Genomic DNA, 20447 nt, shown 5'->3' on the forward strand with positions numbered 1-20447 from the left:
AAATAAAATCGACTTACCCGTGCCAATAAAACACTCTTTGCACCATTAGAGCTCTATTATGCACCCTAGCGTTTTGCATATACAGCAATGGACAAAATAACCATTCCCATTCCTATAGACTGTCCAGCAGTCAAACGTTCACCAAGCAGCATCCAGGCAATAAGTACTGTAGCTAATGGCATCACCGCGGTAGATAATGAAGCCATTACACCATCTACCTTCTGACATCCAAAATTCCAAAAAACATAGAAAAGACCAGAGCTTAAACCTAGAATGATCAAAATAAGCCAATCTAAAGGATGAATGATTAAATCGCCCCATGAACCAAAGCTCAAACAAAATAATAATATAATGGCATTGATTGCATTAAGTAACGAAGAAATTAGAAATACTGGCAGGGAATTAGCATGCATTTTACTTAAAATATAATAGCTTGCTTCGGGCAAGAGAGAGATTAAAACAAGTGCATCCCCCCAAAAAGAATGGTTCACTTGGATTCCTGCAAGCTTATCATATGCAATAACAATTAATCCAAGTGTGGCAAAACCTATACAAATGGCTTTCTTACCAGAAATTTTTTCGCCAATAATGATCCAGGACATCATCGCAATGATTGCAGGCAACACACTGGTAATAATACCGGCGACATTTGCATCCGTATAATTTAATCCCCATAAAATAAGGAAATTAAACAACACCCCTGCAGAGATGGCCTGAGCACCGATAAAAAACCAATCTCTTTGCTTCAAACGCGAAAAATAATAACTAATCGGTTTATTTTTAGCCGCTGTAAACCAGTGCAAAGGCAATAAAATGATAGCAGCTAAAGTAAAGCGAAGTGTTAATATAATCAAGACTGGAATTGAAGAGAGCACGTACTTGGAAAAAACAATATTTACGCCAACCATAATTTGCGCCAGGATTAGAAAAAACATACCCTGGAAAAAAGAAGCCTTGGATTTGTTCATTATAATTACTTCATTGAATGAAACATGAAAACGAATCCATAGCTTATCAATTTTGAACTCATTTTGAATTATCCATTTCACGCATTTTATTTGCTGATAACGCTTTTATTCTCCATTGAGAAGGAGATTCACCAAATACTTTACTGAACCGTCTACTAAATGCAGACAAATTTTCATAACCTACTGCACTAGCTATGGCTTCAATAGAGCACTCTTTAGAGGACAGTAATTTCTGAGCATAGTGCAATTTTTTAAATCGCCAATACTCTGCCATACTACAGCCTAAAGCGAGTTTGAATCGGCGTTGCAATTGGCTTAAGCTCAGATGACAGTGCTGCGCCACTTTACCTACATCAACTGGCTCTGCAAAATAAAAATCAATCCAGTTTTTGGCCTTAATCGCAGTTTGGTCCAACTCAGGTGAAAAAGATTTGGCAGCAAAATGAATGAGTAATTGATTAATTAAAGAATCAGCAAAAAAATCTCCTTCATGAGCGGCCAAATAATGATGAGTAAAATAGAGAAGTTTTTTGATGCTCGCTGTTAAATTAAAAGCATGCGACCCGCGATCCTCGAAAAAATGATGTCGAGAAGTTACATCAATCACTAAAAAAAGATTTTCCTGACTTCCAGCAAAACAATGTCGTTCATTGGGGGCAATAAATACACCAACATGATTATCTACAGTCCCCGAATAATAACCTGCTTCTAACTCCATTGAGCCAGAAAGAGGTAGAACCCATTGGGCAAAATCATGGGAATGACTACAACTTTCAGTATGATAGGAACGAAGCTCCATACGATTGGTAATCAATTTTAATTACTCGCTATGAAAAACAGTTCAAATTAAAGAAACATATTATAGCATAGAGAATGCGGCATATAATGGCCACTATATGTGACTTTTAGTACCTTTAACCCACCTCCTCTGCTCTATTTATACTGTACTTATTGACGTATTCAGGCTTTAAAAAAATTCTTTACAGAGGAGCAAAATACGCCACATAATGTTCAATTATTTGTTTTTCATTAGGGCGTGTTGACATTTGGGGGCGCGAGTCAAAAATCGGGATAATTTAGTGCAAATTTTAACTTGAGTGAGGCGAATAGCCAGCTCTATTTAACGAACTCAAGCTGAAATTTGCGCAAATTAGCTTGGTTTTTGACCGTGACACCAAAATGTCAACACGCCCTAGTATTCCAACCGAACAATCCATTCGTCTTAATCATATTTTTTGGAGTCTACTGTGCAAGGAAAAACTGATTTAGCAAATCAACCCATATTTTCTTTAGAAGAACTTTTTGAGGTAACTGTAGATCGACACCAAGTCGCTTCTACAGCAATTTCTGCCATGAAGATATTAATGTTACGCAACCAACAAGCTTATCTCGATGAGCTCAATGAATTAGCAAATATGTGTGCTCAGTTACTAAAACAAGGGGCTACAGTTGACTCTTTAGTAGAGACAATCAAATCCAGTATGACTACTTCATATCAAGATACATTGAATAAGGTCACCAGTGAAATTGGTCTAGGACAATTTCAATTGAATCATACCAACCCGCAGACAATTGCGGGACAAAATTTGGAAAAACGCATTAAATCAATGAGACGCTTTAAAGAAACACCACTCACAGACATTATTGAAGCAGTAATTACCGATACTCTGGTTCAAGCGAGTGCAAAATTTGGTGCGGATCTTGGTGATTTTGACTTTTTGAAACTGTCAATCGCAATGTGTTGAATTATAATTTTTAATCATTGTAACCAGGGTGAAGCACGCAGCGTAATTCGGTAATGATTAGAGTTGATAAGAATCATTTATACTGGAGCTATAATCTTATAAAATAAGATTTAATCAAGAATTGGAGCTATTTGGTAATGTCTTTATGGAAAAAATTTAAAGAGTTTTATAATGCCTCAGCGGAGAATAGAATAGGATTTTATAATTTCCTTGCCTTTCTTGTTATCCCTATTCTAGGCATGACCATTTTGTACGTTTTAGTTCGTATTTTTTGGATAAAAGCCTGAGGATCTTGATAATTAAAGTATCGCCCTATAGCTAAACCATAGGGCCTATTAAACTATTCGGCTTGTTCAATTTTTATATCTCGAGAACCTGCTCTAGTTTCAACTTTTTTAGGTAAATCAACCCAAAGCATTCCTTTTTTAAAGCTTGCCTTCGCTTTGGTCAAATCAACAGTTGAAGGTAAAGAGATAGAACGCTCATAGCTTCCATAACTAATTTCTCGGGCAATATATTTTTTACCTTCATTTTTTTTCGAACTGGACTTTTCGCCGCTAATAGTGAGCACATTATCAGATATAGTTACTTTAATGTCTTTTTCATCCATACCAGGCATTTCTAATTGAACGCAAAAATGCTCTTTATCTTCAACAATGTCCATTGAAGGAGCAAGATCCATTTTCTCAAATTGGCCCCAGTTAAATCTAGATGGAGAAAAAAATTGGTTAAAATCACTAAATAATCTATCTACTTCATTTTGAAGACTTAGAAATGGATTTTGTGAACGATTAATTTGAATGGAAGAGCCTTTGGTGGATGAACCTTTCCTTGGAGTCCCTTTCTTAAATTGTGTTACTTTGCTCATGATACACCTCCATATAATCTATGATATTTATAAAATTTTGGTACATTTAACGGTTTTGTCAAATCCACCAGTACACTAAAAATAGAGTATATGCTGAGAGGGATTGCGCTGACCGAGGCCTCGCTTATCGAATAAGCGGATTTCGGTATTGCAACCAGAGCAATAGAAAAGCGAGAGCAGGCATTAGAATATCAGTCCAAAATACAGTACCCGCATTACCTGGTTCGAAATTATGGGCAGTAAACATTTGAAAAAGATGCACGCCAGCAGCTCCCCATAAGAATATGGCAGGAACTATAATCGTTGCAACACGAAATGCCATTTTGCTTCTAAAGCTGATTATCCCATTGACAGCTATTCCCAAACTTACAAATCCCAATTCCATTTGAAACGGACTTTGAGGCCAGCCAATAAACTGTGCGGTAAAATCACCAAAGAAGACATGCATTATAAAGTTATATACAAAAGCCAGACCGATATTAAACAGCAAAAACCAGGAAAATATACTTTCAATAATTTTAGCTTTTTCCATAGACCGGGATTGGCTCAACCACTCTGCAAGAGAGAATAACAAACCTAAAATAAAAAAAGTCAATGTAGGATTGCGTGCTGCCAAAATAATCATATTGGCCATAGTACCTTCCATAGGTAAAATTTTGTATTTAAATCTAAATTACCTTAAAAGAACTGCAAACACAATTCACGCTAAAAGCAAAGCCATTGACTTTTAATAGCAACATTCATTTACTCTTTTTATAGCGTTGATGAAACACATAATATAAACCTGGCAAAACCAGTAGCGTTAAAAAGGTAGAAGAAATAATTCCGCCAATAACTACTGTCGCTAAAGGTCTTTGTACTTCAGAACCGGTGCCAGTTGCTAAAGCCATGGGGACAAATCCCAAAGAAGCAACCAGTGCTGTCATTAGTACTGGCCTAAGCCTTGCCAATGAGCCTTGCAATACCGCATCTTTTAAATAAAATTTTTTCTGCTCACGTAACTTGTTAATAAAAGTAATCATCACAAGACCATTTAAAACAGCCACCCCAGACAAAGCAATAAATCCTACCCCGGCAGAAATGGACAACGGAATACCTCGTAAGCACAAGGCCAATACTCCCCCAGTTAGAGCAAGAGGAATACCGGAAAAAACTAATAGTGCATTCCGGACATTACCGAAACTCATAAACAGTAATAAAAAAATACCTAATAATGTAACCGGTACCACAAGCTGTAAACGTTGCGACGCAGATTGCAATTGTTCAAACTGCCCTCCCCAAGTAATCCAATAGCCACTGGGCAATTGAACATTTTGTTCGATGCGTTGTTTGGCCTCATTGATAAACGAACTTAAATCGCGATTTCTGACATTCGCCGTAACCACCACGCGACGCTTGCCACTCTCCCGACTAATTTGATTAGGGCTTTCACTTCGTACTGTTTTAGCTAATTCACTCAAGGGTATAAAATGAAGCTCTCCATCTTTTGCTGGTGGTAATGGAACAAAAATTTGCCTTAAAACCTCAGAGCTTGAACGCAATGGCTCTGGTAAACGTACGATTAAATCAAAACGCTTATCCCCTTCAAAAAGCTCTCCCCCTTTCTTACCACCTGTTGCAATGACAATAGCATCTTGAACTGTACTTGCCTGCAAACCATAACGAGCCAGTATATCTCGATTCATTTCAATAGTGAGTAAGGGTAAACCACTTACCTGTTCTACTTTCACATCAGCAGCGCCTGGTACTCTCTTAAGCTGTGTACTAATTGACTCAGCAATATCGCGTAAGGTACTCATATCATCTCCGAATACTTTTACTGCTACGTCACTCCGCACCCCAGAAATTAGCTCATTAAAACGCATTTGAATCGGCTGGGTAAATTCATAATTATTTCCTGGAATTTGATTCAAAGCCTCTTCGATTTCTTGCACTAAATCCTGTTTTGTTTTTTTAGGATCAGGCCATTCTTTACGTGGTTTTAGCATAATAAACGTATCAGCAACATTGGGCGGCATTGGATCTGTAGCGACTTCGGCTGTACCTAATTTGGAAAAAACAATCTGTACTTCGGGAAACTGCTTAATCCTTTGTTCGACTAAATCTTGCATCGCAATAGCTTGGGTTAAACTGGTACCAGGAATACGCATTGCATGCATGGCTATATCCCCTTCATCAAGGCTTGGGATAAATTCACCACCCAAGCGAAAAGCAATCAGAAGACTAATGACAACCAAAATGACAGCCGCGCTAATTACCCCATATCGAGCATGGAAACAATATCGCAAAACTCGTGCGTATCCTGATGAAATACGTTCTACCAACCAATTTTCTTTTTCTTGAATACGCCCCCTTAGAAATATAGCCACTGCAGCTGGCACAAAAGTTAAGGCGAATAGCATTGACGCCATTAATGCGATAATCACCGTTTCCGCCATAGGCAAAAACATTTTTCCCTCTACACCCGTTAAGGTTAAGATAGGGAGATAAACTACAGTAATAATAAATACGCCAAAAATACTGGGCCTGATGACTTCAGTAGTCGCATAGGCAATCACTTTTAAGCGTTCTTCAAGGTTTAAAGTACGTTGTAGTCGATGCTGTTGCTCCCCCAAATGTTTCATGCAATTTTCAACAATAATTACGGCACCATCAACGATTAAACCAAAATCAAGGGCTCCCAAACTCATCAAATTGGCACTGATTTGATTGCTGACCATCCCCGTAATTGTCAGCAGCATCGATAAGGGAATAACCATAGCGGTAATCAATGCGGCGCGAATATTTCCCAAAAATAAAAATAAAATGACACAAACCAGCAAAGCACCTTCAAGTAGATTTTTTTTGACGGTGTTAATCGTCGCGTTAACGAGTGAGGTTCGGTTATAAACAGTAACCGCCTCGACTCCATCAGGAAGTGATTTATTAATTTCCTTCATCTTGGCAGCCACACGCTCCGACACCGTACGGCTGTTTTCCCCCATCAACATAAACACCGTACCTAAAACCACTTCCTTGCTGTTTTCCGTTGCAGCACCGGTGCGTAGCTCTTTTCCTAAAATGACATTTGCCACATCGCGGATGCGAACAGGAGTTCCCTCAAAACTGGCGATTACAATATTTTCAATATCAGCTATATTTTTCACCTGCCCTGGAATTCGAATGAGATTCTGCTCGCCATTGCGCTCAATATATCCTGCCCCTACATTGGCATTGTTACGCTGTAACGCCTCAACCACACTATTTAAACTCAAACCATAACGAACCAGTTTGCTCGGTTCAGGTGTAATGTGAAATTGCTTTTCATAACCGCCAATCGTATTAACCTCTGCAACGCCTTCCACATTACGTAACTGGGGTTTAATGAGCCAATCTTGAATCGTACGAAGCTCTGTAGGATTATAACGTTGAGACACAGGCACATTAGACTTATTCTTCACAATGTACATAAATATCTCACCCAAACCAGTAGAAATAGGACCGAGTGTCGTTTCTGCTTCTGCCGGAAGTTTATCTTTAACCTCTTGCAAACGCTCATTGATCAACTGACGTGCAAAATAAATATTCGTCCCATCTTTAAATACCACGGTAACTTGGGATAACCCATAACGCGATAAAGAACGCGTGTAATCTAAATTGGGCAGACCACTCATCGCCAATTCAATAGGAAAAGTGATGCGTTGCTCTACTTCAAACGGGGAATAACCCGAGGCTTGGGTATTAATCTGTACTTGGACGTTCGTAATATCAGGTACTGCATCAATTGGAAGACGCTGGAAATTATAGACACCAAGCAATGCGACAATTATTGTAAATAAAAGGACAAACCAACGATGTCTTAGAGCGAAGTGTATAATTTTTTCAAGCATCTTGTATCCTTAATCCTCATGACTGGCTCCTTCCTTGCCTAATTCCGCTTTAATGTAGAAACTGTTTTTACTGACATAGCGCTGACCGGCATCAAGACCTGAAAGAACCTCTGCCCATTGCCCATCTTCCTGTCCTAAAAGAACAGGGGTTGCCTCAAAATAATCACCTTGCTGAACAAAAACCACATCTTTTTCATTCATTTTCTGAATTGCGGAGAGAGGAACAGCCACTGGAACTGTTTTTTTATTAATGATAATCGCACCATTAATGTACATGCCAGGCAACCAGACACGCTCCTCATTGGGAAGAATAGCTCGCGCTAAATTCGTTTGACTGTCTTCAATTCCTAAAGGAGAGATATAGGAAATAGTACTGAAGGTTTTAGGTTTTCCTTCATCTCCCGTGACAATAACCTCCATTCCTTGCTTCACAAGGGGAGCATCTTTACGATATAAAGTAAAATCAGCCCATACATTCGCTAAATTTGCTACCTCATAAATCGGTTTGGTATTTTGAGTTAACTCCCCATTTGTCGCATTTTTTTGTACAACAGTACCGGTAATTGGTGCCGTGATGCTGTAGTTTTGTAAACTTTCATTACTTTCAACAGTGGCTAACACATCTCCTTTTGTAACCTCCTCACCAAGATTTTTAGCCATTGATTTAATGATCCCAGGATAGCGCGCATAAATCGGTGCCAATGTATCACGATTAGGGAGAATTTTTCCTACTACATTCAATTGAGTTTTGATTTCATGACGTTGTACCACAGCAGTCTGGATCTCGGCTGCTTTAAGGACTACGGCTCCTATCTGTACACGTCCTTCATAAGAAGCATAGCTCCAATTCATCTGCTTTCCTGAATACTCTAATTGAACCCTAACATCAAAAGAATGAGGTTCGCGAATCACTTCATTACTTTCTAAAAAGTGATTTGCCGGAATAAAGGAAATCTTCTCTTTTTTGCCATTAAATCGTGTTAATAAAAGAGTTAAATGCGCGTTATCCGGGGCAATAATTTTCCCATTCTTATAAAGGTAGCCTCTAAAATGGGGCGGCATCCCCCGCTCAAATATTAAAAGTTCCAAGGACAAATCACCTTCTTTAAATAAGCGACCTCCCTGTGGCCCCCTTTCCCAGGTTTCTTGTTGACTTCCTTCATCCGCTTTATGAGTACTCTGACCTGCCCAGAACATCAAACTTAACCCAAGTAAAAAAACAAGCAATAATAGAAAAGAAACCCCTGATTTTGGCAATTTCATTTACTCTCCTTAGCCGGATTAAGTCCTAAAAGCCCCGTAAGCTGAATTAGTGTTTTATGATAATCCGCATGGGCTTGTTGATAGTGTCGCTCCTCTTCATATAACGTATTTAATGCGGTAGATAATTCAATATAGGTATATCGTCCCATTTGATACCCATCCCTGGCCAGCTTGATCGATTTATGAGCTAGCGGCAATAAAGATTCCGTAACCAAGTTCGCTTCGTACTGACTCTGCTGTGCTTGCAAAAAAACATTATAGATATTTTGCCGCACATCAAGTCGTGCTCCTTGATAGGCATGTGCCGTTTGCGTGTATTGCGCTTCTGCCGTCAGAATTTTTCCTTGATTTCGATCAAAAACTGGCACTTCTGCAAAGGTGGATATTACTGCTGCATTACTCCCATCATCGGAGAAATGACGACCTCCTAATTGTATATTTAAATCAGGCCAAACTGATTTTTTAACCGCGGTAATGGTTGCACGTTTGGCACGGAGTTGCAGTTGCATTTGGATTAATTGCGGATTTTGCGGCAATTTTTTTAAGAGAGCAGCCCAATCTAATACCACGTCGGGCAAACCTTTATCCACCAAAGGTTGGTCAATTCTTAATCCATCACCTAATAAACGAGCAAGCTTTGCTCGTTGAGAAAGTGCATCACGCATCGCTTTTTTTTCCTGGATGCGAGCCTCACCTAAACGTCCTTGCGCTAATCGCAAATCCAACTCCGTACCTACTCCAGCCTGAACACGTCGCTCAATTGCAGCCACAATACGCTCATTTAAGTGAATTAATTTTTTAGTCACTTGATGCCATTGCCCTGCATACAAAGCATCAACATAGGTCACACCGACAAGTATATAAAGTGCCGCTTTCTGAACCTTAATCTGAGCCAAGGACGCGAGATAGTCTGCATAGGTTGCTTTTTTAAGATAATCAAGGCGATGCCCCAAAGGAATGGGCTGGGTCACAGATGCCGTAGTTTCTGCTGCTTCATACCCCGAATAGCTGCCGGAGCCACCAAAATTTTCTGCAGTTAACGTCAATTGAGGATTAGGATAGAGGCCGCTTTGGATAAAATAACCGCGCATCGCTTGCGCTTTATCCATTTCTGCTTGCAATTCAGGATTATTACGATAGGCAATCTCTAAAGCTTCTTTGAATGTAAGGGGAGCAGCCGCTAACGCTTCAAAACATGTGAAGCTCATCACTAAAATAACGGTAAAACCAATATAGCGCATTCCTTACCTTTGATTATTTATTCCATAATACTGTTCCAGTGTAACCTGATTTACTTTAGTTTTATACCATTTAATTGCCATAACTGACCCAATAAACCCAAACTCGTTCTTCAATACATGCAATCTATTTTGGGGCAAAGCATTTGTTTTAATCTTGGATAAAAGGTATATCGATACCAGTGTAATATAAGCATTTTAAGCTATGCTAGATATTATGAATAACAAAAAGAACACAAATCCAGGATACTGGTATGCAATTTTTTCTGCAATATTATTTGGCGCCGCGACACCAGCAGCTAAATTTTTATTAGAAAAAATTAATCCATTATTGTTAGCAGGATTACTTTATCTAGGTTCTGCTATTGGCTTATTCATTATATTTTTTATTCAATCTTGTTTCCCTAAATCCGGAAAAAATGAAGCATCACTCAGATATAGTGATGTTCCTTGGCTCTGCAGCGCCGTACTCCTTGGAGGCATTATTGGACCCGTTTTATTGATGGCAGGTTTAATAAGGCTTCCTGCAGCGTCTGCCTCGTTATTATTAAATCTTGAATCCGTATTTACCGCCTTAATTGCCTGGATTGCATTTAAAGAACACGTTGATCGCAATATTGCCTTAGGTATGATGTCCATTGTGGTTGGAAGCATGATGCTGTCCTGGAAGGAAAGTTTCACATATCAAAATTTTTCAGGTCCTGTACTGATTACTGCAGCATGTTTTTGTTGGGCACTGGACAATAACCTAACTCGAAAAATCTCTGCTGCAAATCCTTTGCAAATTGCAATGATTAAAAGTCTCATTGCAGGATTGACCAATACGGTTATTGCCATAACTTATGGAGCCATTCTTCCTGCAGATGCTTTTCTATTCTTCGCAGGAATAGTTGGTTTTCTAGGTTATGGGTTAAGTTTATTATTATTCATTCTGGGATTACGCTACATAGGTACTGCACGAACGGGAGCTTATTTTTCACTTGCCCCCTTCGTTGGAGCTGGGCTTGCAATTATCTTTTTAAACGAATCAGTAAGCTTACAACTTATTCTTGCATCCCTCTTTATGGGATTTGGCATTTGGCTGCATGTTTCAGAATATCACGCTCATGGACATCACCATGAAGAAATGGAGCATGATCATCGACATGTTCACGATGACCATCACCAACATGAGCATCAACCTACAGATCCATCAGGAGAGCCTCATAGCCATTGGCATAAACATAAGCCTTTATATCATTCTCATCCTCATTTTCCAGATATTCACCATAGACACAAACACTAATATCTAAATTATCCGTCACCAGAGCAAAATCAGAATACTGTGAAACTGCCGTTAATTATTGTTATTTTTTTCTTAAGGGCTTTAGCGACTTGTTTGATTTTTTTAAATGCACAAACAAGTCGCATAAAGTTTTATAGAGTAATTGATAACGAAATAAAGGCTGGATATAAATCTGAAAAAAACTGTTAATGCAGTACTTTAGGCATATTGATGACTGCAACTGCTTTTTTCAAATTAAACTGTATGAGTTTTTTTAAAATGAAACCATCATGAAATACATTCGATGATTTACGGGTTTACCCTAGCTTCTAATTAAAAAATCGCTCTAAACAACCAGATATGAATCAATTTTTTACAAACTTTAAGGGTTTGGGAAAGCATCTATTTTTGAAAGAAAATGATACACTAAGATTTTTTAGAGTCATCAACACTATTGATTAACAGGATTTCAAATATGGCCACAGCATTTTCAAGAATAATTATTTTAGCTGGTTTCTGTTCAGGAATTTCTATAAATTCATCATTTGCACATTCTCACCATGAAACAAGCTCAATAGGAAGTCCCGCGCATGCAACAAAAACCACCAAAACAATAAAGGTAACCGCTTCGGATGATATGCGCTTTACTTTTTCACAAAAACCCGAATTTCATGATGGCGAAATTATCACATTTGAAGTAACAAATATGGGAAAGGTAGCGCACGAGTTTTCTATAGGTGATGAAGAAGAACAAAAAGCCCACCAAAAAATGATGCGTGCCATGCCAGGAATGGTTCATGAAGATGGCAATACAATTACTGTTAACCCTGGTGAAACCAAAAAGTTGACCTGGAAATTTAAAGCCAATTCAAAACATGATGTTGTCATCGCCTGTAATATCCCGGGTCATTTTGAGGCGGGTATGTATATGAAAACAAACGTTGCAAAAGCCTAAGATAAATTATTCTCCCATTGTAGCGTTGAACTTAGTCGTAACCAAGTCAACGCTCCCTTCCAAAAGGAATGCAATGTATACCTGTTTTCCTTAATTTTATAAGCACGATCCACGATTGTTAAAAAAAGTATATGGAAATTAAAATGGCTGCAATTGCTGATTAAGAAGTTCAACAAACACTTTATTCCAGAAAACGAATAGACTAGAATGATTTTCAATCGAATTTTATTTGGTGATTCAATCATCAAACATGCTTACTGATGTGCCCGTATTAGTATCAATGTTTCATATGTAAAAGCCTAGTTGCGCTGTAGCTCGATTAATACATTAGAGTAACCTAAAGAATGGAGTTATTATGGACAATAAAAACATAGAGACGTTTGAAGAAATAGACAATCAAATCGATGGAATCGTGGTTTATCTTTTGAAAAAATATGCAATGAAAAACGAATTCTCATCAAAAATTGATGCTGATTTGCCAGAAGAAGTTGAGGCCTAAGCGCCAGTTCATATGATAATACATAGTTCTGTTTCTATTTATTAATATCGAAAAAAATTAATGTGGTTTTTTCTTGAAGATTCGCGGGCCCGGGCCCGCGAGATTCAATGGTGGGTTTCATTAACTTATTTTAATTTACAACGCCCTAACAGTTATCAATTGGCTCGAAAATATTTGGGTAGCCCTAAATAAAACTAAATCACTTGCACTTCTTCCGCTAAAAGACCTTTCTGCCCTTTACCTTGTTTAAAAAAAACCGCATCACCTTCTCGAAGCGTTTTAAAACCATTTCCTAGAATGGAGCTAAAATGTACAAAATACTCCTGACCATTACTTTGAATAAATCCAAACCCTTTGCGTTCATTGAACCATTTCACTGTTCCTTTTATTTTTTCTGACATTGTCATATTCCTTTATTATTAACAATTCAAAGCAAAGTTTTTTGTTGAAAAATAGTACACTCCAACGACCATAAATCAAGGGTTCATTTTAATTTTCAGATGTTATTTATACAATTGCGGGTTTTACTTATCAAAATTAAGGTAAATGGGCAGTACACAGTTTCCTGTTTTTATTAAAAAGCCGCTAAAAATTGACAGCAGGATTTATTACCCTCCTGCAAAAGAGTTATTCGCAATTACTTGGGGTTGCACCGTCATCGAAACAACATATTCTGCTTCTAATTCGATATGATAATCTAAGCCTGCATGCAATAAGACAAGATTGTTTTGGGCATCCTCACACATCAATTCTCTAAGTTCTTGATTACGCACGATAGCGGCCGCCCTTTCTCGGGCGAAATCTAATGGTGATTTCATAAAAAAAGCATTTGCATCTATTCCAATGCCTTCACCATATTCTTGATTAAACACTTCTTCTCTTGCCATAAAGAATTTTAATGGAATAAAAATTGGTTTACCTTTAAAGTCATAAAGTTGCAAATCATCAGCTCGCGTACAATAGTAAGGAATTGAAGCAGATGCCGCTTCTTTTAATAATTCTCCTTCATGATTATTCTCGTCAGAATAAATAACAGCCTTAGGCAAAGGCATTACCGGCAAATATCTTGAGATCCTCGCTTCACATTGTTCTTCCTTGACACATTTATCTTCTTTTTGTGATTGAATTTTATCATACTGACTTAAATCATCTTGATATGCCTGCAAACCTGTTTTTAACTTCTTGTCAGCATATTCTTTAAATGAGTCATAAGAAAAGTTTTGGCTACAATAGTAAATATTTTGTCTTCCAAAATCCTGAGTTGCAAAAGGAAGAATACGAATACACATTTCTCTTACTTTTTCCTGATCAAACCATGCTAAAAAATCATTATCTTCCGTAATAACATTTAAACCGTGACGATACCCAGCCATAAAAGATTCTTGATCAACTACATAGGAAGTTAATTGTTGTGTATCAGCATCATAATAATAGGCACGATTTTTTGCCGTGAACTCTCTTGCTCCTTCAATTTTATTATTCATATCACTATGATAATAATGAGTCTCACAGTTCATTGAAAAGGGTGAGATTGCTCCAGTTAATGGTCCTTGCGGGGGCTGAAAAAGAAAAGAACATCCCGAAAATGTTGGCGTTACAAGTGGATTAAAAATACATTCTGCATCAATAATAGTAGGTTTTTTTCGAGAAACAATCAGATTTTCATGATGAAAATCAGAACCAGAAACAGATTGAATTAATAGAGTAGTCATGCCCATAATGTATGAAAATTGTTGTGCTTCTTTTTCTGTTCTCAAAATACAAGAAGAATTCTCATCTAGAGCGGCTAAAGATAATGCTTCGTGAAACTTAGTCCGCCCTGCTTTTGTTGCCATATCATAGTCCAGGTGCGATTGTGATGGTAAAAATTCAATGTAACCATAGTGCTGTGTAACAGATTCGGAGGCTGGGTCGTCAGTTCTTGGCAGTATTAAATAAGTTGGAATAGTTTCCAGAGCTCGCCTATTAAATAGTTCTGCTAAACTCTCATGCCCTTCATAACTTGCATCTAAGCCTTTTAATTTTTTCACATCACCGACTAACATGGTATCTGCTTGAACAGAAGTTGGTTTATAAACAATTTTAAGTTCTATTTCGTCCTTATCTCTAAACGTCAAAAAATAAACTTGTTGACCTTGCTTATGCATATCGCTCCCGCTTGGCGTAATACCAACCAGTTTTGGCTCTATCATATGACTTAAAAATCCTTTTTCCAGCAGGGGGAAATCCTGTTCAATGCGCTGAAGCATTTTCTCGATATTACGTATCGCATCTTGTTGAATTTGACGAAGTGATTGTTCCATTTGAGGATAATGAGCAGCAAAATATTCAGCAAAATCATTGCGCTGAGCGTAATATTTTTTAAGTTCTTCTTTTAAAAAGAAATCAAAATATGCGTCCTCCTCGTTTTCGGTCATTGTTTTTTTTTCCGTCCGACGATTTAATGCGAGTTCTCTCATTATTTTGTTTATAGTTCTATAATCAGCATCTACAGGGATTCCATATTCCTGTTCACGATAGTGTTTTAAGTCATATTCAATAAACGACACTATGTGTTGATCCATCACGCCTGCCAAATGTTCAAGGATGAGGCTTAACGACTTTTTATCTAGAGTAAATATTTTTGATTGCGGTTCAAAAAATTGCAGAGCATAGGTCTTTAAATTTTTTTCATCTTTAACAAAATATTTTTCGAGTTGTTGCACTAAATCTCTTAACAATACAGCATAGGCACTAACGTGCCGCGCATCCGGTGAAAAAGCTTCTATTTCATCTAGTTTTTTCGATTCAAATAGAATTCTGGCTCTCATAATAACCTCAATCTGCACATCCTTATTATATTATAGACACACGACTCATAATATTGACGCCCACCTAGTCCTTATTGACCCCTAATTTATCCTGAGTGTTTTTATTGATTATCTGCTTCATCTATAAGCGCATTCTTTATTTGGTGAGTTGTTACAAAGATAAAGTTTGAATAAGGAGGAACTACAATCAACTATTTGCCCTCATTTTTTTATATCCCATAATGCTTAACAGCAATAATAAAGTAACTGGTGTAATAAAAAGCATCATCAAGGGCCACAAATTTGATCCTGCACACAGAGCAAAAACAGTATACGCTACTAAAGGAATACTGATTAATAAAGGAATGCAAGCAAGCTTACGCCATCTACCAGACCATTTCCATAACAATCTAAGCTGTAAAATCCAGTACATGGGTATGGAAAAATAAAGTAACTGTATGAACAGAATATCCCAAGTTGAAAGAGGTTCTTGAGGTATTTTCATACTGGCTTGCTGCTGTTGATTCAACGCATTGACCCAAGAAGCCTTGGGATTTGATAAAGTACCGTTATCCTCCTGCCATATAGCTGAAATTGAGATTGATTGGGTTTCCAGAGGTTGCCAGTTGGCATCATATACCGTAACAAGTACTGAATCGATCTGTATTTCCTTGGTATAAGACACCCAAGCAATAGCTTGACCTTCACCTGCAGGGTAGGCTTGGGAAGGATTCATACGGATATTAGTCTTTATCTCCTTTCCAAGATATTTTCCTATAGCCTGGAAACGTAAGGGCTGTTCACTTTGATAATGAATAAGAACATAGAGCGCTTCATCTTGAGTCAATACTGCAGGTGATGTAGGGCTTGTCTCACTCAGTTCGACATTCAAGGCACTCGCTATGGTGGCATAAGATAACAACAGTACGATAAGAACAATTAGAACAAATTTATTTTGAGATTCCCTAGAGTTAAAGAATGCTTCATTGCGAGAGTAACACCCTCTACTTAAGAAACGATTCCATGTCATAGTATCTCTTGAATAAAATAGATAATTACAGATTAGTATGACAAAACATATCCGTCAAACCGGAACCACCCTGATGTTCACTCAGAGAGCAAATTTTTTAAAAAAATGTTGAGAAAGATGAAATAACTCCCGTATTAGACTTGTTAATACGGGAGTTCTGTGATTAATGTCGTGTTTTTTCCTTTGATTGGCCAAGTAGCCAATCAAAACTCACCTCAAGCTCATCAGCAATTTTCTGCATAGAAGGAGCATCTAGAGCAACACCATATAATAGCGCCTCTATTTTAAATTTAGGCAATTCAAATAGTTTAGAACATACTTGAACACGTTCTGTCATTAAGGCTGGAACACCTAGTTCATCAAGCTCATAGTTCAAACGTTCAGTGAGTTTTTTGTTTGACATGTTAATCTCCTCTTGACTTTTTATCAGTGTAAAACACTTAAGCTTAAGGATTGATTAACAAATAATTTTTTTTTAAAAAAAATTAGGGCAGGCTGACAACTCATCCTCACCGCCTTCGTCCCGTGACTAGTTCGTGCACTAAGAGAAATTAAATAATACCAAGCCATTATTGTCTTCACCGTTACTTATAGCACAAGACCAATCGACAACTAATTTTTGTTGATGGAGAATGGGGTCGAAGAAATCCAGATGTAGTGTTGCCGTATTATCCTCAAAAACACTTAATCGACCCGAGAGTGTTAAGAACTCCCCAGATGAACTCTGTATAAAAATTTTCATTGATGTAGTAACAGTATCTGTTAAACGATCATTCACATTCTCTTTGCCATGAAAATACTGGGTAAAATTAAATCGAGTTGTGGCCCCATCCAATTTTTTTCTTATTTGATCCTGAGGTTTGGAACCTGTCACTTCACAGTTATCAAAATGAATAATCGCTCGAACATCATTACCACTTTCAACCGCTGCCACCAATTGAGAAAAATCAGTGATATTGTTAGTAGGGGTAAGAGGAATAGTGTTCGTTTGCGCATCGGCCTGACTTAAGGAAAGCATCAATAAACTTGCAACTACACTTGATTGCCAAATTCTCATTGTGTCCTCCGTGACTCTTTGTTTATTTGGAGTTTCTCTTTATAAGAGAGAAATAAGTCCTTCCATCATTATTCTGCCATTTAAACATGAGACTTTAGTTACATTAAGTGTAGTTCCATGTTCCATTTTGTCCATATTTTTATAGAACTTATTGATACATTTTGAGACTTCTTATGCAGCGGTATAAAAGATCATGAAACAAAAAATCCATGGATCCCTTAACCTCTATCTAAGTTGCTTTCGCTTACAGATTATGATTTGATTTGATAAAGGAATTAACTAAATTAGTAAAATGATATACGCCCTTTTTGTGCTTATTTTAATCTTTCTGCTAATTGTAGTGCATCAGCATTTGATATCATTTAATCGAGTAATCTCGACTTTATTCACATATACAACAAGACGTAATGCTTTAGAGCACGAAGAGCTGTTGGCTCTTTTTGATAAATTTAATTATCAACACGATGATGGTGTGTGTCATGGTTTTACATTAACCTGGGCTCAAGAAGCAGCTCTGGGATTAGACTATCAATTTTATAATCGCCTGAATCTGATTAAACGGGAAAAGCAGACTTTACCCAATAGCCTGGATGCAATTACTGAAAAAATAAAATCAAGTCAAACGCTTTCTAGAAAGGAACAAAAACGAAATGAAATAAGACCTTTTTTTGAAGCCATATGCCTGGCTCAGTCTCCTGATGACTATTATGAATTCTATGCTCAAACGCTCCAACAATCTAATATTGATGCAATCTACAAAATGATCCAGCTTCATTTCTCAAGAACTCAAAATACAGTTAAAAACTTATTTGGCAAAACAATGAGTTTTGCATCCTTTCAAGATCTCAACAAATTTTTGAATAATCTCAATGAAATCCTCTTTATCAAAAACGATGTCGTAATAGTATGTAGTAGCGAAGAGCACACAGTAGGCTTTAAAAAGCATAAAAATAATGTATGGTTATTCATGGATATCAACCACTTATATGAACAAAGTGAGGATTATCCTTATCAACTTTTAACGAGCGAAGAACTTTGTCCCGTTCTATATCAATCTCTTTTTGAGACCAGTGAACAATTAGTAGTTCACTGCGCCTTCATTGCAAAACCTGGGCAACGAAGATTAATCCAGAAAATTCAATCTCTTGATGAATTGTTCCCGGTCAATTTAGAAAGCACTCAAATCAACAATTGTCGCGGTTATGGCCTACTGGCCATTGGAGTTCAAAATGATGACCGAAATACAGTATCCAAAATACTGAGATTACATAATAAATCCTCTGTAATTAGCCAATCCGAACTAGAGCATGCATTCTTTTATGCTGCAGCCTGCAATCGTTCGAATATTATGAATCACCTGAAAAATATTCCAAAAATAGACATCAACATTCCCTGTAATAAGGGTCGCTCGCCTCTTGGTGTCGCCTGTGAGTATGGAAATGAAAGCGTGGTGCAATTGTTGCTTCGTGATAAAAATATTAATGTGAATATCAAGGACAGCAAGGAAATGACCCCCTTAATGCTGGCCTGTAAATCTTCTTATACTCAAAAAAATCCTGCACTATTTAAGTTGCTTTTAGATGCGGGAGCCAATACCGCGCTTATGAACCTCAATGGAGAAACCGCTTACGAGATTGCAAAAAATCACGATAATCAGACAGCACTGAATGTTATAGCATCTTATAGTGCAAAAGCGTGTCATCAATTCCCTCCTGATACATCACCTGTGCCGCTCGCTACAACAAGGAAAACATCAAACACAATGCTTTCATTTTTAAAGCATACTTTTTTTGATAAGCACGATGTCCCCAGCCCTGCAGAAGAAATATTATCTAGTTCCGCACACTTAAAGGCTAAATAAAGAGAAAAAATAATATTAAATCAATGCATTAATGTTAATGGTCTGAATTCGCACGATACTCATCCCCAATTGATTTTACAAATTTTGTTTTGTACTCTTGCTAATTTTTCTCAAGCAAACAATTCCATGTCCGATTTAAAAAACAAAGTTGCGATTATAACCGGTTCAACCAGCGGAATAGGAGAAGGTATTGCTAAAATGCTCTCTGCTGCAGGTGCAAAAACTGTGATTAACTCTGTTAACTCCATTGAAAAAGGGGAACAATTAGCACAAGAATTAGGTAATGCACGCTACATTCAAGGGAATATAGCTCTCGAAGAAGATTGCAAACGGATTATAACTGAGACTGCAGGTCATTTTGGTCAAATTGATATATTAATCAATAATGCAGGACAATCCTTTCGTAATAATGGAGACATATTGGATATAAGCAATGATGATTTTAGTCAAATCCTAAATATCAACGTCGTCGGTACGTGGTGCCTCATCCGTGAAGCCCTACCTTATCTTAAAGAGTCGGGTGATGGAAATATTATTAATATTACTTCTTGTGCCGGAATTGATCCTGCATCCGCATCGAGCGCTATCCCCTACTCGATTGCGAAAGCTGCAATTAATCATTTAACCAAGTTTTTAGCAAAACACTGTGGTCCTGAAATAAGAGCCAATGCAATAGCCCCCGGGTTAATCATGACTCCCCGCGCTGAAAACTTTAGCGAAGCTGTTAATAAATTTAAAAACCAAACACCACTAAAACGAACAGGAAAACCAGAAGATATTGCTGAACTGGCTCTAGCAATCATTAAGTCAAATTACATCAATGGCGAAATAATTTTAGCTGATGGTGGATTTTCTACTGTATAAATCGCAAGATAACTAAAAATTAAATTACAATATAGTCCAATTAAGATGATGGTTCTCTCTGGGTTAATATCCTGAGATATCTTCATCTTTTTGACAAGTTAATATTGTTGTTTATCACCTTTTTTGTAACTCCCCACGTCATCCCGAACCCGAGCGCAGCGAGGGTGAGGGATCTCC

The 20447-nt window shown here is 37.5% G+C and carries 18 protein-coding genes; 6 read left to right on the plus strand and 12 right to left on the minus strand.

Annotated features, from left to right (window positions below; translation table 11 throughout):
• Positions 1 to 65: 65 nt before the first annotated feature.
• Positions 66 to 968 (minus strand): DMT family transporter, encoded by a 903-nt coding sequence (locus BW930_RS07430; RefSeq protein WP_115266260.1) that lies wholly within the window; start codon positions 966 to 968, stop codon positions 66 to 68.
• Between the two features lie 58 nt (positions 969 to 1026).
• On the minus strand, positions 1027 to 1767 hold the full coding sequence (locus tag BW930_RS07435; RefSeq protein ID WP_172461609.1) for an AraC family transcriptional regulator: 741 nt from the start codon (positions 1765 to 1767) through the stop codon (positions 1027 to 1029).
• Between the two features lie 448 nt (positions 1768 to 2215).
• Between BW930_RS07435 and BW930_RS07440 the strand changes: the two genes are divergently transcribed.
• A complete protein-coding gene (locus tag BW930_RS07440; RefSeq protein ID WP_058468525.1) occupies positions 2216 to 2713 on the plus strand; it encodes a hypothetical protein in 498 nt (165 codons plus the stop codon).
• 340 nt (positions 2714 to 3053) lie between these two features.
• Here the strand turns inward: BW930_RS07440 and BW930_RS07445 are convergent, their stop codons facing one another.
• From BW930_RS07445 to BW930_RS07465, 5 genes are all read right to left on the minus strand, one after another.
• Positions 3054 to 3581: an Hsp20/alpha crystallin family protein gene (locus tag BW930_RS07445; RefSeq protein ID WP_058468526.1), complete on the minus strand. Its 528-nt coding sequence runs from the start codon at positions 3579 to 3581 to the stop codon at positions 3054 to 3056.
• A 124-nt stretch (positions 3582 to 3705) separates the two neighbouring features.
• Positions 3706 to 4215 (minus strand): DUF6790 family protein, encoded by a 510-nt coding sequence (locus BW930_RS07450; protein WP_058468527.1) that lies wholly within the window; start codon positions 4213 to 4215, stop codon positions 3706 to 3708.
• 106 nt (positions 4216 to 4321) lie between these two features.
• A complete protein-coding gene (locus tag BW930_RS07455; RefSeq protein WP_058468528.1) occupies positions 4322 to 7450 on the minus strand; it encodes a CusA/CzcA family heavy metal efflux RND transporter in 3129 nt (1042 codons plus the stop codon).
• Positions 7451 to 7459: 9 nt separating this feature from the next.
• The gene (locus tag BW930_RS07460; RefSeq protein WP_058468529.1) at positions 7460 to 8713 is read right to left on the minus strand and encodes a permuted SH3 domain-containing protein; all 1254 of its coding nucleotides are present in this window, start codon (positions 8711 to 8713) and stop codon (positions 7460 to 7462) included.
• Positions 8710 to 9954, minus strand: coding sequence for a TolC family protein (locus tag BW930_RS07465; protein WP_058468530.1), 1245 nt, complete (start codon positions 9952 to 9954; stop codon positions 8710 to 8712). Before BW930_RS07465 ends, BW930_RS07460 begins: the two co-directional genes overlap by 4 nt.
• 214 nt (positions 9955 to 10168) lie before the next feature.
• On the opposite strand from BW930_RS07465, the gene BW930_RS07470 reads away from it, so the two are divergent.
• The 3 genes from BW930_RS07470 (at position 10169) to BW930_RS17125 (ending at position 12669) form a co-directional block, all read left to right on the plus strand.
• Positions 10169 to 11236, plus strand: coding sequence for a DMT family transporter (locus BW930_RS07470; protein ID WP_058468531.1), 1068 nt, complete (start codon positions 10169 to 10171; stop codon positions 11234 to 11236).
• Positions 11237 to 11690: 454 nt separating this feature from the next.
• The gene (locus tag BW930_RS07475) at positions 11691 to 12170 is read left to right on the plus strand and encodes a cupredoxin domain-containing protein (protein WP_058468532.1); all 480 of its coding nucleotides are present in this window, start codon (positions 11691 to 11693) and stop codon (positions 12168 to 12170) included.
• Positions 12171 to 12525: 355 nt separating this feature from the next.
• The gene (locus BW930_RS17125; RefSeq protein WP_165481612.1) at positions 12526 to 12669 is read left to right on the plus strand and encodes a hypothetical protein; all 144 of its coding nucleotides are present in this window, start codon (positions 12526 to 12528) and stop codon (positions 12667 to 12669) included.
• Between the two features lie 194 nt (positions 12670 to 12863).
• Here the strand turns inward: BW930_RS17125 and BW930_RS07480 are convergent, their stop codons facing one another.
• From BW930_RS07480 to BW930_RS07500, 5 genes are all read right to left on the minus strand, one after another.
• Complete coding sequence (locus BW930_RS07480; protein ID WP_058468533.1) at positions 12864 to 13070, minus strand: cold-shock protein; 207 nt, start codon at positions 13068 to 13070, stop codon at positions 12864 to 12866.
• A 207-nt stretch (positions 13071 to 13277) separates the two neighbouring features.
• Entirely contained in the window at positions 13278 to 15479 is a 2202-nt protein-coding gene (locus tag BW930_RS07485; protein ID WP_058468534.1) for a DUF4135 domain-containing protein, read from the minus strand.
• 187 nt (positions 15480 to 15666) lie between these two features.
• On the minus strand, positions 15667 to 16488 hold the full coding sequence (locus tag BW930_RS07490) for a hypothetical protein (protein WP_238587882.1): 822 nt from the start codon (positions 16486 to 16488) through the stop codon (positions 15667 to 15669).
• A 163-nt stretch (positions 16489 to 16651) separates the two neighbouring features.
• Positions 16652 to 16891, minus strand: a complete 240-nt coding sequence (locus tag BW930_RS07495) for a hypothetical protein (protein WP_058468535.1) — start codon at positions 16889 to 16891, stop codon at positions 16652 to 16654.
• A gap of 138 nt (positions 16892 to 17029) precedes the next feature.
• Positions 17030 to 17545: a VirK family protein gene (locus tag BW930_RS07500; RefSeq protein WP_058468536.1), complete on the minus strand. Its 516-nt coding sequence runs from the start codon at positions 17543 to 17545 to the stop codon at positions 17030 to 17032.
• Positions 17546 to 17837: 292 nt separating this feature from the next.
• Here BW930_RS07500 and ankG point away from each other — a divergent pair, with 292 nt between their 5' ends.
• Both ankG and BW930_RS07510 read left to right on the plus strand, forming a co-directional pair.
• On the plus strand, positions 17838 to 19406 hold the full coding sequence (gene ankG, locus BW930_RS07505; protein ID WP_058468537.1) for a Dot/Icm T4SS effector AnkG/AnkZ/LegA7: 1569 nt from the start codon (positions 17838 to 17840) through the stop codon (positions 19404 to 19406).
• Positions 19407 to 19532: 126 nt separating this feature from the next.
• Positions 19533 to 20270 (plus strand): SDR family NAD(P)-dependent oxidoreductase, encoded by a 738-nt coding sequence (locus BW930_RS07510; RefSeq protein WP_058468538.1) that lies wholly within the window; start codon positions 19533 to 19535, stop codon positions 20268 to 20270.
• The last annotated feature ends 177 nt before the right edge of the window (positions 20271 to 20447 follow it).

The organism is Fluoribacter gormanii (genome assembly GCF_900156395.1).
Classification (GTDB): Bacteria; Pseudomonadota; Gammaproteobacteria; order Legionellales; family Legionellaceae; genus Legionella; species Legionella gormanii.